Consider the following 17,056-nt stretch of genomic DNA (forward strand, 5'->3'; position numbering starts at 1 on the left):
ACGGCTCTTTGTTTTTCTAGGATAGCGTTGAATAAGAGCTTACATACTCTTCAAACCCCATTTTTCAGCCGTTTGCTTAAAGAAACCTTGAGTCTTCTTAAGCTCAACCCAGTGGTTGATGTAGTTAATCCATACTTGGTCATCTTGAGGTAGCAGCATCGCAATTGGAGTTGGTTTACGCGGCTCTTTAACTGGAACAATCGCCAACTGTTTAAACTTCTCCACCAGCGTGGCCGCTTCTACGTTTGATGTAACCGACACGTCGGCACGGCGAGCTAGCAATTCTTGGAAGTCACGCGCTGGCGCTTCAATCACAATATGCTGCGCTGATGGAAAAAAGTCTTTTACCAACTTCTCTTGAACCGTTCCCAGCGTTGCCGCTACTTTCACATCTGACTTATCGAAATCAGCCCAATCAGAGAATTTTGCTAGATCTTTCTTTTGCACCACAGGTACAAACGCAAGATAGAAATACGGTTGGCTATAACCAGCTACTTTTGCGCGTGACATGTTCAATGACGCGCTACCAGTAATATCGTATTTGTTGGCCGTGATACCGTTAACCAGTGTTTTCCAATCGGTCGCAACGAATTCCACCTTAACGCCCAGATCTTTAGCAAGCTCAGTGGTGACATCGATATCAAAACCACGATAACTATTGGTCGCAGGATCTTTCATCGTCATCGGGTTCCAATCCCCTGTCGTCCCGACACGCAATACACCTTTATCCAAGATCTCTTGTAGACGACTTTCTGCATGAGCGACTTGAGTCATCGCAAGCAGACACATTCCCAACGCAAGCAACGTTTTTTTCATTTTCTATTCCCTTAAAAGAATGACGGTAGGAGATATTCCCTTTAATTATTAACCATTAGTACGGCTTCATTGATAACATAGCAGCAACAAAGGAAGTTTTTTAGTCAGTTCAGGGAGTAAATGTGAACTATCGACATCTATGCCTCGTTTCATTGCTTTTTCTCACAGGTTGCTCCGACTACCAATGGGGCTGGTATGTACTTGATCCATCGACTGAGCAAGGGCTGACAAACATCAAGTTTTTGGTCGCCGGTTTTAATGACACGATCCAAGTATCACTGCTCAGCATGCTATTTGCCATGACGATTGGTTTGATCATCACCCTACCCGCGCTTTCTGACTCTCCAATTCTCAAATGGATCAACCGAGTTTACGTGGAAGTTATTCGCTCCATTCCTGTCTTGGTATTGTTGTTGTGGGTGTATTACGGAATGCCGACACTACTCGATGTATCCCTGAACCACTTTTGGGCAGGTGTGATTGCGCTAACCATTGCAGAGAGTGCCTTCATGGCGGAAGTATTTAGAGGGGGAATCCAAGCCATCAGTCGTGGACAACACGAAGCAGCGGAGTCACTCGGATTGAACTACTGGCAAAAAATGCGCTTAGTGATTCTTCCCCAAGCATTTCGCCAAATCTTACCGCCGCTGGGGAATCAATTCGTTTATATCCTAAAGATGAGTTCGTTGGTCAGCGTGATAGGTTTAAGTGACTTAACGAGACGAGCGAATGAGTTGGTCGTGAATGAGTACTTACCATTAGAGATCTATACGTTTCTCGTCTTAGAATATTTGGTGCTGATTCTTTTGGTCTCTCAAGCGGTGCGCTGGCTAGAGAAGCGCATAGCGATCCCAAGTCACTAAACTCTCTCTTTCACAGCACCAGATACAACAAAGCCGCTCATCAAGAGCGGCTTTGGTTTTTATTCTTTTTATGTAAGCGAATTAAGCTTACTTCTTCTTAACTGGACGCTGCCAACCGGTAATTTTGCGCTCTTTCGCACGAGAGATCACAAGCTCACCTTCAGCGACATCTTTGGTTAACGTAGTACCAGCACCAATGGTTGCACCATCCGCAACTGTCACTGGCGCGATAAGTTGGCTGTCAGAACCAACGAAGACGTCGTTACCAATGATGGTCTTAAACTTGTTCGCACCGTCGTAGTTACAAGTGATGGTACCAGCACCGATGTTAGTACGTTGACCGATTTCTGCATCACCTAGGTAAGTTAGGTGGTTCGCTTTAGAACCTTCACCGATACGCGCGTTTTTCACTTCAACGAAGTTACCCACGTGAGAGTCGTTACGCATCTCTGCGCCTGGGCGTAGGCGTGTGAATGGACCAACTGTACATTCTTCACCAACTGTTGCGCCTTCAATTACGCTGTATGGGCGAACGATGGTGTTATCGTCGATTTCACAGTCTTTCAGTACACAACCAGCGCCGATTACAACGTTATCACCCAGTGATACTTTACCTTCGATGATTACGTTCGCATCGATTTCACAATCCATACCGCATTGCAGTTCACCACGTAGGTCGAAACGTGCTGGGTCACGCAGCATTACGCCTTGCTCTAATAGCTTCTGTGCTTGCATTGATTGGAATGCACGCTCAAGACGAGCCAGTTGAGCACGGTCGTTAACGCCTTCCACTTCAATCGCGTTTACTGGGTGCACTGCCTCAACCGCGCGACCTTCATCGTGCGCTGCCGCGATAACATCTGTTAAGTAGTATTCGCCTTGTGCGTTTTCGTTGTTTAGACCAGCAAGCCAGCGTTTCAGGTCACCACCTGTCGCCACCAGCACACCGGTATTACATTCTTTGATGAGCTTCTGCTCTTCTGTTGCGTCTTTTTGCTCGACGATCGCCACTACTGGACCGTTTTTGCGAATGATACGACCATAACCCATTGGGTTATCTAGCATCACTGTTAACAATGCAATGCCGCCCGTTGGCTGTGCATCTAATAGGTTTTCAATCGTTTCAGCTGAAATCAGTGGAACATCACCGTAAAGCACCAGTACTTTTTCGTCGTCTTCAAACTTTGGAGAGGCTTGATCAACTGCATGACCTGTACCTAGTTGCTCCGCTTGCAGAACCCAATTAACCGGCTCTTCTGCTAGCGTTTGCTGCATTTGATCACCACCGTGACCATATACTAGGTGGATGTTTTGTGCGCCAAGACCTGTACATGTATCGATAACATGTTTTGCCATTGGCTTCCCTGCCAAAGTGTGTAGCACTTTAGGCATGTTCGAATACATACGGGTACCTTTGCCCGCAGCAAGAATCACAGCACTGAATTTCATTGATAACCTATTGACGTTTTATATTAAATGGCCGTTATTTTAAACAGCTTGAAAGGAATAGTTAATGGTGGGATGTAAATTTCCAACTAAAATTAATCAAAAAGGCGACCAAATGGCCGCCTTTTTCATGCAACGTTGCTAATTGAGCTTAGCGACGCTTTTTGGTCAGCTCGATAACTCGTAGCTGAGCAATGGCTTTAGCCAGTTCACTGGCCGCTTGTGCGAAGTCCATATCACCGTGCTGATTCTGGATTTGCTCCTCAGCGCGGCGCTTGGCTTCTTCTGCCTTCGCTGCGTCTAGATCTTCACCACGAATCGCTGTATCAGCCAGTACTGTAGCAGTACCAGGCTGAACTTCGACCATACCACCAGAGACATAAATGAACTCTTCGTGGCCGTGCTGTTTCACAATACGCACCATACCAGGCTTAATAGCGGACAGCAGCGGAGTGTGGCCGTGGAAAATACCCAGCTCACCTTCGCTACCGGTCACCTGAAACGTTTCTACGCGACCAGAGAAAATACGTTTCTCAGCGCTTACTACGTCTAGGTGAAAGGTTATTGGTGCCATATCGCCTCCTAGTTAGCCTTATAGCTTCTTCGCATTCTCGATAGCATCGTCGATCGTACCGCAGTACATGAACGCTTGCTCTGGAATGTCATCGTATTCACCAGCTAGTAGACCTTTGAAGCCACGTAGTGTCTCTTTAAGAGGTACGTAAACGCCTGGGTCACCTGTAAATACTTCCGCTACGTGGTAAGGCTGAGTTAGGAAACGCTCAATCTTACGTGCACGAGATACAACTTGCTTATCTTCTTCAGATAGCTCGTCCATACCTAGAATCGCGATGATATCTTTCAGCTCTTTGTAGCGCTGAAGTGTCTGCTGAACGCCACGAGCTGTGTCGTAGTGCTCTTGACCAACTACTAGTGGGTCTAGCTGACGAGAAGTCGAATCTAGTGGGTCGATCGCTGGGTATAGACCCATAGCTGCGATGTTACGGTTAAGTACAACCGTTGCATCCAAGTGCGCGAACGTTGTTGCTGGAGACGGGTCAGTCAAGTCATCCGCAGGTACGTATACCGCCTGTACAGACGTGATAGAACCTTGCTTAGTTGACGTGATACGCTCCTGTAGTACACCCATCTCTTCTGCAAGAGTTGGCTGGTAACCTACCGCAGAAGGCATACGACCTAGAAGTGCTGATACCTCAGTACCTGCAAGCGTGTAACGGTAGATGTTATCAACGAACAGAAGTACGTCACGACCTTCGTCACGGAAACGTTCTGCCATTGTTAGACCAGTCAGTGCAACACGTAGACGGTTGCCTGGTGGCTCGTTCATCTGACCGTAAACCATCGCTACTTTAGATTCTTCAGGATTCTCAACGTTTACAACGCCCGCTTCCTGCATCTCGAAGTAGAAATCGTTACCTTCACGAGTACGTTCACCAACACCAGCAAATACTGATAGACCTGAGTGTTGAAGTGCGATGTTGTTGATAAGCTCCATCATGTTAACGGTCTTACCTACACCTGCACCACCGAATAGACCGATTTTACCACCCTTAGCGAATGGACAAACCAAGTCGATTACTTTAACACCAGTTTCTAGAAGTGCTGTTTCGTTTGATTGCTCTTCGTAGCTTGGTGCTTCACGGTGAATAGAGTAAACCTCTTCTGCACCGATCTCACCACGCTCATCAATCGCGTCACCTAGGACGTTCATGATACGACCTAGAGTTTTAGTACCTACTGGTACTGAAATTGGAGCGCCAGTGTTAACCACTTCAACGCCACGACGTAAACCATCAGAGCTACCCATTACGATACAACGAACTACGCCACCGCCTAGCTGTTGTTGAACCTCAAGAACTAGACGCTCTTTAGATTCTGTAACGTTTAGAGCGTCATATACACTTGGTACTTCGCTCTGTGGGAACTCTACGTCGACTACCGCACCGATGATCTGTACGATCTTACCTGTAGCCATCGTTAATCCTCTAAACTATTTCGTTTTACCTAAGCTTAAACCGCAGATGCACCACCAACGATTTCCGATAGTTCTTGTGTGATCGCAGCCTGACGGGCTTTGTTGTACACAAGTTCTAAATCTTCAATCAAGTTGGTTGCGTTATCCGTTGCAGCCTTCATCGCAATCATTCGAGCCGCTTGCTCACAAGCAAGGTTCTCAACCACACCTTGGTATACCTGAGACTCTACGTAACGCACTAGAAGTGTGTCTAATAGAGGTTTTGGCTCAGGCTCATAGATGTAGTCCCATGAGTGCTCACGCTGCATCTCTTCGCTGTCCGATTTAGGCAAAGGTAGCAATTGATCGATCGTTGGTTGCTGAATCATAGTGTTCACAAACTTGTTGAACACCACATATAGACGATCCAGTTCACCTTCATCGTATTTCTTAAGCATTACGCCAACAGAACCGATTAGGTCTTCTAGGCTTGGGCTATCACCCAGACCAGAAACCTGTGCCGCAACTTTTGCGCCACCATGTTTGAAGAAAGCTGTTGCTTTTGAACCAATTACAGCCAGTTCAACTTCAGCACCTTTCTCTTTCCATGATTGCATGTCTGTAACGGCTTTTTTGAACACGTTAATGTTCAAACCACCACACAGACCACGGTCTGTCGAAACGATGATGTAACCAACACGTTTAGCTTCACGCTCTTCTAGGTACGGATGACGGTACTCTAGATTTGCATTAGCCACATGACCGATCACTTTACGCATTGTTTCAGCGTATGGACGAGAAGCTTCCATTGCGTCTTGAGAACGACGCATTTTTGAAGCTGCTACCATTTCCATCGCTTTCGTAATTTTCTGAGTGCTTTTAACACTACCGATTTTATTACGTATCTCTTTTGCGCCGGCCATCGTTACTCTCCGTTAGTTGGTGGCAGAAACTGCCACCGACCTAATTACCAAGTTTGGGTTGCTACGAAGTCGTCAGTCAGTTTCTTCAACTGAGCTTCAACTTCATCGTTGTATGCACCCGTCTTGTCGATCTCAGCTGCGAATTCAGCGTATTGACCGCGAGCGTACGATAGTAGAGACGCTTCGAAATCTAGCAGTTTGCTTAGTTCAACATCTGCTAAATAGCCGCGCTCTGCCGCGAAGATTACTAGTGCTTGGTCAAATACAGACATTGGAGCGTACTGCTTCTGCTTCATTAGTTCTGTAACTTTTTGACCATGGTCTAGCTGTTTCTTCGTCGCTTCATCAAGGTCAGACGAGAACTGTGCGAATGCCGCTAGTTCACGGTACTGAGCTAGTGCAGTACGGATACCGCCAGATAGCTTCTTGATGATTTTCGTCTGAGCTGAACCACCTACACGAGATACTGAGATACCTGGGTCAACCGCTGGACGTACACCTGCGTTGAATAGCTCAGTTTGTAGGAAGATCTGACCATCGGTAATCGAGATTACGTTAGTCGGTACGAATGCTGAAACGTCACCTGCTTGAGTTTCGATGATAGGAAGAGCAGTTAGAGAACCAGTCTTACCTTTCACTTCACCGTTAGTGAAACGCTCTACGTACTCTTCGTTTACACGAGCTGCACGCTCTAGTAGACGCGAGTGTAGGTAGAATACGTCACCTGGGAATGCCTCACGGCCTGGTGGACGTTTTAGTAGTAGAGAGATCTGACGGTAAGCTACCGCTTGCTTAGATAGATCATCGTAAACAATCAGTGCGTCTTCACCGCGATCGCGGAAGTATTCACCCATCGCACAACCTGCGTATGGCGCTAGGTATTGTAGCGCTGCAGATTCAGAAGCAGATGCAACAACAACGATAGTGTTAGCTAGCGCGCCGTGCTCTTCTAGTTTGCGAACTACGTTAGCGATAGTCGATGCTTTCTGACCGATTGCTACGTAGATTGAGAAAATACCAGAGTCTTTCTGGTTGATAATCGCGTCGATCGCCATTGCTGTTTTACCAGTCTGACGGTCACCGATTACAAGCTCACGCTGACCACGACCGATTGGGATCATTGAGTCAACTGATTTGTAGCCAGTTTGTACAGGTTGGTCTACCGATTTACGGTCGATTACACCTGGTGCGATTACTTCTACAGGTGAAGTCAATTTAGCTTCGATTGGACCTTTACCATCGATAGGCTCACCTAGTGTGTTCACTACGCGACCTAGAAGTTCTGGACCAACTGGCACTTCAAGAATGCGGCCAGTACCTGTAACTTTCATGCCTTCCTTAAGGTCAGCATATGGGCCCATTACTACCGCACCAACCGAGTCACGCTCAAGGTTAAGTGCTAGTGCATAACGGCCACCCGGTAATTCAATCATTTCACCTTGCATCACGTCCGCTAGGCCGTGGATGCGGATGATACCATCGCTTACCGATACGATAGTACCCTCGTTGCGAGCTTCACTAACAACGTCGAAAGATTCGATACGCTGTTTGATTAGATCGCTAATTTCCGTGGAATTAAGTTGCATGCTCCAATCCCCATTAAGACTGCAATGCATCGCTCAGGCGGTTCAAACGACCTCGCGCTGAGTCATCGATGACTAGGTCTCCGGCTCGAATAATAACCCCACCAAGTAGGGTCTCATCTACGCTGCAATTCAGCTTCACTTTACGTTCAAGACGCACTTCAAGTTTGCTGCCAATGTTTGCTAGCTGTTCATCAGAAAGTTCGCTTGCTGAAATGACTTCAACATCGATTTCTTTCTCATGTTCTTTCTTCAATAAGAAGAATTGCTCACAAACATCTGGAAGGGCCGTTAGACGACCATTCTCAGCCATAACCTTAATCAGGTTTTGACCGTGTGCATCAACTTGTTCACCGCAAACTGCAACAAAAATCTCCGCCAATTTGTCAGCAGAAACAGAACCCGTTAGAAGTTCATTCATTTGTTCGTTTTTGGCAACTTCAGTAGCGAAAGACAACATTTGGCCCCATTGGTCCAATTGGTCTTTGTCTACAGCAAAGTCAAAAGCTGCTTTAGCATAGGGGCGTGCGATTGTAGTCATATCAGACATATGCGCCCCCAGACTTAAAGTTTTGCAGTAATGTTGTCGAGAATATCTTTCTGAGCGTCTTTATCGATAGTACGCTCAAGGATTTTCTCGGCACCAGCTACAGCCAGAGTAGCAACTTGTTTGCGCAGCTCATCACGTGCACGATTACGTTCAGCTTCAAGTTCTGCTTCCGCTTGCGCTAGGATTTTCTGGCGTTCTGCCTGAGCTTCCTCGCGAGCTTCATCAATAATTTGAGACTTACGCTTGTTCGCTTGGTCGATGATCTCAGTTGCTGTGCGCTTCGCTTCTTTCATCTGATCAGAAGCGTTGGCTTGTGCTAGATCCAAGTCTTTTGCAGCACGTTCTGCTGCTTGAAGACCGTCAGCAATTTTCTTCTGACGTTCTTCGATCGCTTGCATCAACGGTGGCCATACATACTTCATGCAGAACCACACAAATAGTGCGAACGAGATTGCTTGACCTAGCAGAGTTGCGTTTATATTCACAACAGCTACTCCCTTTTAAGAATCAACTACAAAAATACAATTAACAGAGTTGTTAATTAGCCTGCTAGTTGACCCACAAATGGGTTTGCGAAAGTGAATAGTAGCGCGATTACGATACCGATCATTGGAACCGCATCAAGTAGACCTGCGATGATGAACATCTTAACTTGTAGCATAGGAGCCATTTCTGGTTGACGTGCTGCACCTTCTAGGAATTTACCACCTAGTAGTGCGAAACCAATCGCTGTACCAAGAGAAGCAAGACCGACGATAATACCTACGGCGATTGCAGAAAAGCTCAGTAAAGTTTCCATTACTATCTCCAATTTATAGTTGTTGGCTTAGTGCCCAAATAAAAAGCTTAAAAAATTAATGATCAGCGTCTTCGTGTGCCATTGACAGGTAAACAATTGTCAACATCATGAATACGAAGGCTTGAATCGTAATAACCAAGATATGGAAGATTGCCCACGGTAGTGAACCCATCCATTGTAAGTACCATGGTAGCATTGCCGCACAAAGAATGAATACAACCTCACCCGCGAACATGTTACCGAATAGACGCATACCAAGAGAAAGAGGCTTCGCTAGTAGCGATACCACTTCGATCAGTAGGTTAAACGGAATCATTAGTGGGTGATTGAATGGATGTAGTGCAAGTTCTTTTGCGAATCCACCTAGACCTTTCACTTTGATGCTGTAGTAAATCATCAATGCGAAAACGCCTAGAGCCATAGCCATGGTGATATTCACATCAGCAGACGGTACAACCTTAAGATAAGGGATACCTAGCCAATGCTCTGCTGGGTAAGGTAAGAAGTCGATCGGGACTAAGTCCATCACGTTCATCAAAAATACCCAACAAAAGATAGTCAGTGCTAAAGGCGCGATCAGTGGGTTGCGTCCATGGAACGTGTCTTTGACGTTTTCCGCGACAAATTCAACGATCATTTCTACAGCACACTGAAGCTTACCCGGTACACCCGCTGTTGTTCTCTTCGCTACTTTGTAAAAAATTCCGAGGAAGATTAAACCAGTAAACCAAGAAAAAAACAGGCTATCGATATGTACGTTCCAGAAACTTGCTTCATCCGCTACCAAGCCTAACTTAGCTAAAGAAAGGTTTGATAAGTGGTGGGCAATGTAACCGGACGATGTTAGCGCTTCACCTGGCGCAGCCATAACTCATCCTATTTTTTGTTGTTAATGAATAGCACTGGTGCACAGATATTAATACCTAGTACCAGCAAATAGGTTAGTTTGAGGGGAACAAGTTCCACCTGCATATACATGTAGGCTACGTAGAACAACACAACCGTGATGAGGATTTTCAGAACTTCGCCTGTATAGAAAGACGCCGCGATACGCTTGGCAGCGCGAGCCCCACTAAACATAAAAGCACATAGCGCAAAGACAGCATTGGCAACAACAAAGATGCCTCCACCTACCAGCGCTGAAATTCCCCATTCAGGATTCACGGCTATCGCCATTCCTGCAGCCACAAAAATAACCGCGCCAGACTGGATCATTAACAATTGCTTTGCGAGCTCTCGTCCTGGTCTAGCTAACGCAGCTACCATGTATTCGTACCTCTAGTAATATCCACTTTGCACTAAACTCTCTGTGCAGGGAAATTGGCGAAAATTATACGGTGCGAACAATTGAATGCAATTATATTGCATCAAAAACTTACAGTTTTGTTTACAATCCGACAACTTTCACACAAAATTCGATTATTTTAATTAATTGACCTAAATCAATTATCTCATTTAGGCCTCTAGCTTGGCAATCAGTTGATCCAATTTGTGAGGCTCATCAAGACTTATCGTCACTTTCGCTTTGCCGTTTGCAGAACGGACCAAAGAAACCTTAGCATCAAGCAGTTGACTCAATTTATGCGACATTTGCTCCGCTTCGGTATCTTCTTGTTGAGCTTTTTGCTCATTTTGTGGGGCTAAGCACTTTTTTACTAACTGTTCGGTTTGGCGAACGGTCATTTGCTTCTTAGCCACTTGTTGAGCCACTTCAACCTGCTGCTCGCCTTCCAAGGCTAACAGAGCTCGAGCATGACCCATTTCTAATTTTTTGTCTGCAACCAGACCTTTTACATCAATTTCTAACTGATTTAGACGTAATAGGTTACTAACAGTGGTTCTTGATTTGCCAATCACATCGGCCACTTGCTGATGCGTTAGCGTGAATTCATCCTGTAGACGCTCAAGCGCTTGAGCTTCTTCAATCACATTCAAATCTTCACGTTGAATGTTCTCGATAAGCGCCATCGCAATTGCAGCGCGGTCTTCGACCTTTTTCACCAAACAAGGTACTCGTTTTAGACCGGCTTGCTTTGCTGCGCGCCAACGGCGTTCACCAGCGATAATTTCAAACTGACCACTCGCCACTTGGCGAACCACGATCGGCTGAATGATGCCTTGCGATTGAATTGAAGCTGCGAGTTCTTCTAGCGCTTCTGGCGCCATATCTTTACGCGGTTGGTAAACACCAGGCTGCAATTGACCAATCGCTAAATCAGTCAGTTCACCGTCTGCCGACAATGCTTGGCTGTGCGATGCAATGTGCTGTTTTTCACGAGCCAACGAACTGGTCGACAACAACGCATCCAGTCCTTTTCCTAGACCACGCTTAGACATAGGAGGAATTCCTTAGGTTAGAGAGTTAAACTGGGATTTCTTCGCGGCGGAGCATTTCGCCCGCTAGAGCAAGATACGCTTTGGCGCCTGCGGAGTACTTGTCATAGTACATTGCAGGTTTACCGTGGCTCGGCGCTTCGGCCAAACGCACATTACGTGGGATCACAGTACGGTAAACTTTACTACCAAAGTGTTTTTTAAGTTGATCGGATACTTCATTAGACAGGCGGTTACGTGGATCGTACATGGTACGCAGTAAACCTTCGATTTTGAGGTTTTCATTGACCACGGCCGCTAACTTGCTGATTGTATCCATAAGAGCAGTTAAACCTTCTAACGCAAAGTATTCACATTGCATCGGCACCAGCACAGAGTCGGCTGCGGCCATAGCATTGATTGTAAGAAGGTTTAGAGAAGGAGGACAATCAATAAAGATGAAATCATAGTTATCGCGAACTGACGCAAGGGCGTTTTTCAGACGCACCTCGCGCGCGAATACTTCCATCAATTTGATTTCTGCAGCGGTGACGTCGCCGTTCGCTGCAATCAGATCGTATTTCCCTGTGGTTTCAGTACAAACCACTTGATCAAACGGGGTATCTTCAACCAGAAGATCATACGCCGTCGCATCAACCATGTACTTGTCGACGCCACTGGCCATCGTAGCATTGCCTTGAGGGTCGAGATCGATCACCAAAACCTTGCGCTTTGTTGCCGCCATCGAAGCTGCTAAGTTAATGCACGTTGTTGTTTTGCCGACCCCACCTTTCTGGTTGGCGATTGCTACAATTTTACCCACGATTACCTCGCTAATTTTCCTTGCGCGATAAGATTACTAGATGACGATCACCTTCCAACTCAGGAACAGCTAAAGATATGATCTCCGTCACACTACACCATTCAGGAAGCAGATCTATTTCATCTTTAGGGTGAAGACCTTTCAAAGCCAAGAACACCCCAGAATCTTGTTTAGGCAGATGATGACACCATTCCACCATGTCCGTCATTGAAGCAAAAGCTCGACTCAAAACGCCATCAAATTTTTCTTCTGGCTGGAATTCTTCGACGCGACTTTGAATTGCCGTCACATTTTTCAGTCCTAGCGTGTGCACAACTTGCTTGATAAAGCGGATGCGTTTGCCAAGGCTATCGAGCAAGAAGAAGGTCTTCTCTGGATTCATGATTGCCAATGGAATACCTGGCAAACCTGGTCCTGTGCCAACATCGATAAAACGCTCACCTGGTAAGTGAGTGCTAACGACGATGCTATCAAGGATATGTTTCACTAGCATCTCAAGTGGGTCACGAACCGACGTCAGGTTGTATGCTTTGTTCCACTTGTCGAGCAGTTCGACGTAACCGACTAACTGCTCGCGTTGTTTTTCAGACACTTCCAAATCAGTTTGGGCGATCAGAGCATCCAATCTTGTGCGTAAAGCGCTCATTACTCTTCCTCACCTTTTTTCAGCAAGCCATGCTTCTTCAGGTGAACAAGCAAAATCGAAATCGCAGCCGGCGTGATACCAGAAATACGTGATGCAATACCAATGCTTTCTGGTTTCGCTTCTGTCAACTTAGCGACTACTTCGTTGGATAGACCTTTCACGTCTTTGTAATCCAAGTCCGCTGGTAGCTTAGTGTGCTCATGGCGCAGTGATTTTTCGATCTCTTCTTGCTGACGCTTGATGTAACCATCGTACTTGACTTGAATCTCAACTTGCTCTGACGCTTGTTGATCTTCTAGAGCAGGAGCAAAAGCATCCAATTGCGTCAATTGTGAGTATGAGATCTCTGGACGACGAAGAAGATCTTCACCGCTTGCTTCACGTGCCATTGGTGTTTTCAATAGCTTGTTCAGCTCATCGATACCTGCAGAATTTGGGTTCATCCATGTCGATTTCAGACGTTGACGCTCGGTTTCCATGTTCTCGATTTTTTCATTGAAGCGTGCCCAACGCACATCATCAATCAAACCAAGTTCACGCGCTTTTTCCGTCAAACGTAGATCGGCGTTATCTTCACGAAGTAACAGACGGTATTCCGCACGAGATGTGAACATGCGATACGGTTCTTTGGTACCCATGGTCGACAAGTCGTCAATCAATACACCCATGTAAGCTTGGTCACGGCGTGGGCTCCAGCCTTCTTTGCCTTGACTGTGCAAACTTGCGTTCAAGCCTGCCATCAAACCTTGTGCTGCCGCTTCTTCGTAGCCAGTTGTACCGTTGATTTGACCCGCGAAGAACAGACCGCTGATGAACTTGGTCTCGTAAGTTTGCTTCAAATCACGTGGGTCGAAGAAATCGTACTCAATCGCGTAACCTGGGCGAACGATGTGTGCGTTTTCAAAACCTTTCATTGAACGAACGATTTGTACTTGCACGTCAAACGGCAAGCTGGTGGAAATACCATTCGGGTATAACTCGTGCGTGGTTAGGCCTTCTGGCTCAATGAAGATTTGGTGACTGTTTTTATCCGCAAAACGCATCACTTTGTCTTCGATAGACGGGCAGTAGCGCGGACCAATACCTTCGATCACGCCTGCGTACATTGGGCTGCGATCAAGGTTATTGCGGATCACATCATGAGTTTGCTCATTGGTGTGAGTAATAAAACATGGGATTTGACGCGGCTGATGCTCACGTTTACCCATGAATGAGAATACTGGTGTTGGGTTGTCACCGTGCTGTGCTTCTAACACAGAGAAATCGACACTGCGAGCATCGATACGTGGTGGTGTACCCGTTTTCAGACGATCCACACGGAATGGAAGTTCACGTAATCGATCCGCCAATGCGATCGATGGTGGATCCCCAGCGCGACCACCTGAAGAGCTTTCCATACCAATGTGGATCTTACCGCCAAGGAATGTACCTACGGTTAAAACCACAGCTTTTGCATGGAATTTCAGACCCATTTGAGTCACAACGCCAACCACACGATCTTGGTCCACAATCAGATCATCAACCGATTGTTGGAACAGAGTTAGGTTTGGTGCGTTTTCTAGCGCGTTGCGTACGTACGCTTTGTACAATGCACGGTCAGCCTGCGCGCGAGTTGCACGAACTGCTGGACCTTTAGAGGCATTTAGCGTTCGGAATTGAATACCCGCATGGTCAATGGCTTCTGCCATCAGACCGCCCATAGCATCCACTTCTTTTACTAAGTGACCTTTACCGATACCACCAATCGCCGGATTACATGACATCTGGCCTAATGTATCGATGTTATGGGTAAGAAGGAGTGTTTTTTGTCCTGTGCGTGCAGATGCGAGCGCGGCTTCCGTTCCTGCGTGTCCGCCACCGACAACAATGACGTCAAAGTTTTCGTGATAAAGCATGAACTGACCTCAGGTATTCAAAGGATTTAATGGACAGATAAAAAAGAGCGGTATTTTACCTTTTTTCTCTGTGAGAGAGAATCGTTTTCTCGCTTTTCAAATTTTAGTCCCTAAGACTATATATATAAGATCTATATATATGATCTTTTATTGGATCTATTATTAGGATCGACCGTTTCTGTGGATAACTAGAAAATGATCAACAAGATCATGGATCTTCTTTGGATCATATCTTGTGATCATGACTTGATCAGATCGAGGATTTCCTGAGATCAAAATGCGGGGTTATGCACAGGGGGTAAAACGGATCAAAGTTGTTCTTGGGATAACTAAAGGAAAGTCACCGGATCTTACCTTACTTATCCACAGTGAGTTTGGGTGTTTTTTGAGCGGTTGAACAAAAAGTTTTGTAGGAAGTTATTCACAAAGAGGAGAAACAGAGTCGCGATGCGACTCTGTAAGAGAGGTACTAAGCGGTAAAGCGTGCCAGATTCTCCTTCAACCACACCTCTGCGGCGTCTTCAGGTACATCATGGCTGAGTACATCAATCTTCAAGCAGTCTGTGATAGGCGTTGCACCAATGTCTTCTAACAGGTCATAAGCATGCTGGCCTGCAGCGCAGAATGTATCGTAGCTTGAATCTCCAATCGCAATCACTGCGAACTTCACATCGGCCATCTTAGGTGGTGTGTTTTGTAACGCAGCAATAAAAGGTTGGATATTATCTGGGTATTCGCCCGCGCCATGAGTTGAAGTGATCACTAGCCAAGTGCCTTGGTTCTCGATCGATGACAACTCTGGTTGGTTGTGGATCGTCGTTTCTAAACCGTTTTCATTGAGCAGATCACTCAGGTGATCACCTACGTATTCTGCGCCACCTAACGTACTGCCTGTAATAATGTGGATCATGTGTCTTCCTTTATTGAGCCATACTCACGCCTTGGGTAACCACAGTGCGTCAGTACAAAAAGAAACGCGGCGTTAAACTTATGCTTAACACCGCGCGTTTTGATTATTTACCGATACAGAATGAGGAGAAGATTCTGCCGAGGAGGTCATCTGAGCTGAACTCACCAGTAATCTCATTCAAGTGCTGCTGAGTAATACGCAGCTCTTCTGCCAAGATTTCCCCCGCCATATAGCCTTCAAGCTGTTCTTGGCCGATTTGAAGATGCTGAGCAGCACGTTCTAGCGCATCTAGGTGACGACGACGAGCCATAAAGCCGCCTTCGGTATTGCCTGAGAAGCCCATGCACTCTTTTAAGTGCGTACGCAAAGCATCCACACCTGCACCTGTTTTTGCAGAAAGGCGAATCAGTGTCGGATCATTTACATGGCAGATCCCCATATCTTCGCCCGTTTGATCCGCTTTGTTGCGGATCACCGTCATGCCAATACTGTTTGGCAAGCGATCAACGAAGTCTGGCCAAATGTCTTTTGGATCCGTTGCGTCAGTTGTGGTGCCATCAACCATAAACAGAACACGGTCTGCTTGGGCGATTTCATCCCATGCACGCTCGATACCGATTTTCTCTACTTCATCAGAAGCATCACGCAGACCAGCGGTATCGATGATGTGTAAAGGCATCCCATCGATATGGATGTGTTCACGCAATACGTCACGCGTGGTACCGGCGATATCCGTTACGATAGCAGACTCTTTGCCAGATAGAGCGTTCAATAGGCTTGATTTACCTGCATTAGGACGGCCTGCAATCACGACTTTCATGCCTTCACGCATGATCGCGCCTTGGTTGGCTTCTTTACGTACCGCATCGAGGTTATCGATGATCGTTTGTAGGTCACCAGACACTTTCCCATCGGCCAAAAAGTCGATTTCTTCTTCTGGAAAGTCAATGGCCGCTTCCACGTAGATACGTAAGTGGATCAGAGATTCCACCAGCGTTTGGATGCGTTGTGAGAACTGGCCTTGCAGTGATTGCAGTGCTGATTTTGCTGCTTCTTCTGAGCTGGCATCAATCAGGTCGGCAATTGCTTCTGCTTGAGTTAGGTCCATCTTGTCGTTTAGGAAGGCGCGTTCTGAGAACTCACCAGGTCGAGCGGCACGTACACCGTCGATACCCAAGATACGCTTAATCAGCATATCCATTACCACAGGGCCACCGTGGCCTTGCAGTTCAAGTACATCTTCGCCTGTAAACGAATGTGGGTTAGGGAAGTACAGGGCAATGCCTTGGTCTAGCACGGTGCCATCTTCCGCTTGAAATGGCAGATACTCTGCGTAGCGAGGCTTTAGCGTCTTGCCTGTGACTTCTAGCGCCACTTGATTGGCCTTAGGGCCAGAAACACGAATAATGCCGACACCGCCACGACCGGGTGCGGTAGCCTGAGCGACAATCGTATCTGTAGTCATAATCTTGCCTTTTGAGCTGGGCTATAGGGTTTACACCCCTAGGGAGCCA

At 46.5% G+C, this 17,056-nt stretch carries 18 protein-coding genes; 1 reads left to right on the top strand and 17 read right to left on the bottom strand.

Annotated elements, in window-relative coordinates:
- Positions 1–39 precede the first annotated feature (39 nt).
- Complete coding sequence (locus VCHENC03_RS00300; protein ID WP_009708030.1) at positions 40–816, bottom strand: transporter substrate-binding domain-containing protein; 777 nt, start codon at positions 814–816, stop codon at positions 40–42.
- 122 nt (positions 817–938) lie between these two features.
- Here VCHENC03_RS00300 and VCHENC03_RS00295 point away from each other — a divergent pair, with 122 nt between their 5' ends.
- Positions 939–1,679 carry an amino acid ABC transporter permease gene (locus tag VCHENC03_RS00295; protein WP_032803171.1) on the top strand — a complete coding sequence of 247 codons (741 nt, stop codon included), beginning with the start codon at positions 939–941 and terminating at the stop codon, positions 1,677–1,679.
- Between the two features lie 87 nt (positions 1,680–1,766).
- Here VCHENC03_RS00295 and glmU read toward each other — a convergent pair whose 3' ends face one another.
- The 16 genes from glmU to mnmE form a co-directional block, all read right to left on the bottom strand.
- Positions 1,767–3,128 (bottom strand): bifunctional UDP-N-acetylglucosamine diphosphorylase/glucosamine-1-phosphate N-acetyltransferase GlmU, encoded by a 1,362-nt coding sequence (gene glmU / locus VCHENC03_RS00290; RefSeq protein ID WP_009708032.1) that lies wholly within the window; start codon positions 3,126–3,128, stop codon positions 1,767–1,769.
- 148 nt (positions 3,129–3,276) lie between these two features.
- Positions 3,277–3,699 (bottom strand): F0F1 ATP synthase subunit epsilon, encoded by a 423-nt coding sequence (locus VCHENC03_RS00285; protein ID WP_005429758.1) that lies wholly within the window; start codon positions 3,697–3,699, stop codon positions 3,277–3,279.
- Between the two features lie 18 nt (positions 3,700–3,717).
- Positions 3,718–5,121 carry a F0F1 ATP synthase subunit beta gene (gene atpD / locus VCHENC03_RS00280; protein WP_005451025.1) on the bottom strand — a complete coding sequence of 468 codons (1,404 nt, stop codon included), beginning with the start codon at positions 5,119–5,121 and terminating at the stop codon, positions 3,718–3,720.
- Positions 5,122–5,156: 35 nt separating this feature from the next.
- Positions 5,157–6,023, bottom strand: coding sequence for a F0F1 ATP synthase subunit gamma (gene atpG, locus VCHENC03_RS00275; RefSeq protein ID WP_005440806.1), 867 nt, complete (start codon positions 6,021–6,023; stop codon positions 5,157–5,159).
- A gap of 44 nt (positions 6,024–6,067) precedes the next feature.
- Positions 6,068–7,609, bottom strand: coding sequence for a F0F1 ATP synthase subunit alpha (atpA, locus tag VCHENC03_RS00270; RefSeq protein ID WP_009708033.1), 1,542 nt, complete (start codon positions 7,607–7,609; stop codon positions 6,068–6,070).
- Between the two features lie 13 nt (positions 7,610–7,622).
- Positions 7,623–8,156 carry a F0F1 ATP synthase subunit delta gene (atpH, locus tag VCHENC03_RS00265; RefSeq protein ID WP_005440809.1) on the bottom strand — a complete coding sequence of 178 codons (534 nt, stop codon included), beginning with the start codon at positions 8,154–8,156 and terminating at the stop codon, positions 7,623–7,625.
- A 14-nt stretch (positions 8,157–8,170) separates the two neighbouring features.
- Positions 8,171–8,641 carry a F0F1 ATP synthase subunit B gene (gene atpF, locus VCHENC03_RS00260; protein WP_005451032.1) on the bottom strand — a complete coding sequence of 157 codons (471 nt, stop codon included), beginning with the start codon at positions 8,639–8,641 and terminating at the stop codon, positions 8,171–8,173.
- Between the two features lie 56 nt (positions 8,642–8,697).
- On the bottom strand, positions 8,698–8,955 hold the full coding sequence (gene atpE, locus VCHENC03_RS00255; RefSeq protein WP_005372317.1) for a F0F1 ATP synthase subunit C: 258 nt from the start codon (positions 8,953–8,955) through the stop codon (positions 8,698–8,700).
- Positions 8,956–9,010: 55 nt separating this feature from the next.
- Positions 9,011–9,823 carry a F0F1 ATP synthase subunit A gene (gene atpB, locus VCHENC03_RS00250; protein ID WP_009708035.1) on the bottom strand — a complete coding sequence of 271 codons (813 nt, stop codon included), beginning with the start codon at positions 9,821–9,823 and terminating at the stop codon, positions 9,011–9,013.
- 8 nt (positions 9,824–9,831) lie between these two features.
- Complete coding sequence (locus tag VCHENC03_RS00245) at positions 9,832–10,221, bottom strand: F0F1 ATP synthase subunit I (protein ID WP_005440813.1); 390 nt, start codon at positions 10,219–10,221, stop codon at positions 9,832–9,834.
- 189 nt (positions 10,222–10,410) lie between these two features.
- On the bottom strand, positions 10,411–11,292 hold the full coding sequence (locus VCHENC03_RS00240) for a ParB/RepB/Spo0J family partition protein (protein ID WP_005440814.1): 882 nt from the start codon (positions 11,290–11,292) through the stop codon (positions 10,411–10,413).
- Between the two features lie 25 nt (positions 11,293–11,317).
- Positions 11,318–12,091, bottom strand: coding sequence for a ParA family protein (locus VCHENC03_RS00235; RefSeq protein WP_005440815.1), 774 nt, complete (start codon positions 12,089–12,091; stop codon positions 11,318–11,320).
- 10 nt (positions 12,092–12,101) lie between these two features.
- Positions 12,102–12,737 (bottom strand): 16S rRNA (guanine(527)-N(7))-methyltransferase RsmG, encoded by a 636-nt coding sequence (gene rsmG, locus VCHENC03_RS00230; RefSeq protein WP_005440819.1) that lies wholly within the window; start codon positions 12,735–12,737, stop codon positions 12,102–12,104.
- Positions 12,737–14,632, bottom strand: coding sequence for a tRNA uridine-5-carboxymethylaminomethyl(34) synthesis enzyme MnmG (mnmG, locus tag VCHENC03_RS00225; protein ID WP_005440822.1), 1,896 nt, complete (start codon positions 14,630–14,632; stop codon positions 12,737–12,739). The genes rsmG and mnmG overlap by 1 nt, the downstream gene beginning before the upstream one ends.
- 469 nt (positions 14,633–15,101) lie before the next feature.
- Complete coding sequence (gene mioC, locus VCHENC03_RS00220) at positions 15,102–15,542, bottom strand: FMN-binding protein MioC (RefSeq protein WP_005440825.1); 441 nt, start codon at positions 15,540–15,542, stop codon at positions 15,102–15,104.
- A 103-nt stretch (positions 15,543–15,645) separates the two neighbouring features.
- Positions 15,646–17,007, bottom strand: coding sequence for a tRNA uridine-5-carboxymethylaminomethyl(34) synthesis GTPase MnmE (gene mnmE / locus VCHENC03_RS00215; protein WP_005440826.1), 1,362 nt, complete (start codon positions 17,005–17,007; stop codon positions 15,646–15,648).
- Positions 17,008–17,056: the final 49 nt, after the last annotated feature.

The organism is Vibrio sp. HENC-03 (genome assembly GCF_000305755.2).
Classification (GTDB): domain Bacteria; phylum Pseudomonadota; class Gammaproteobacteria; order Enterobacterales; family Vibrionaceae; genus Vibrio; species Vibrio owensii.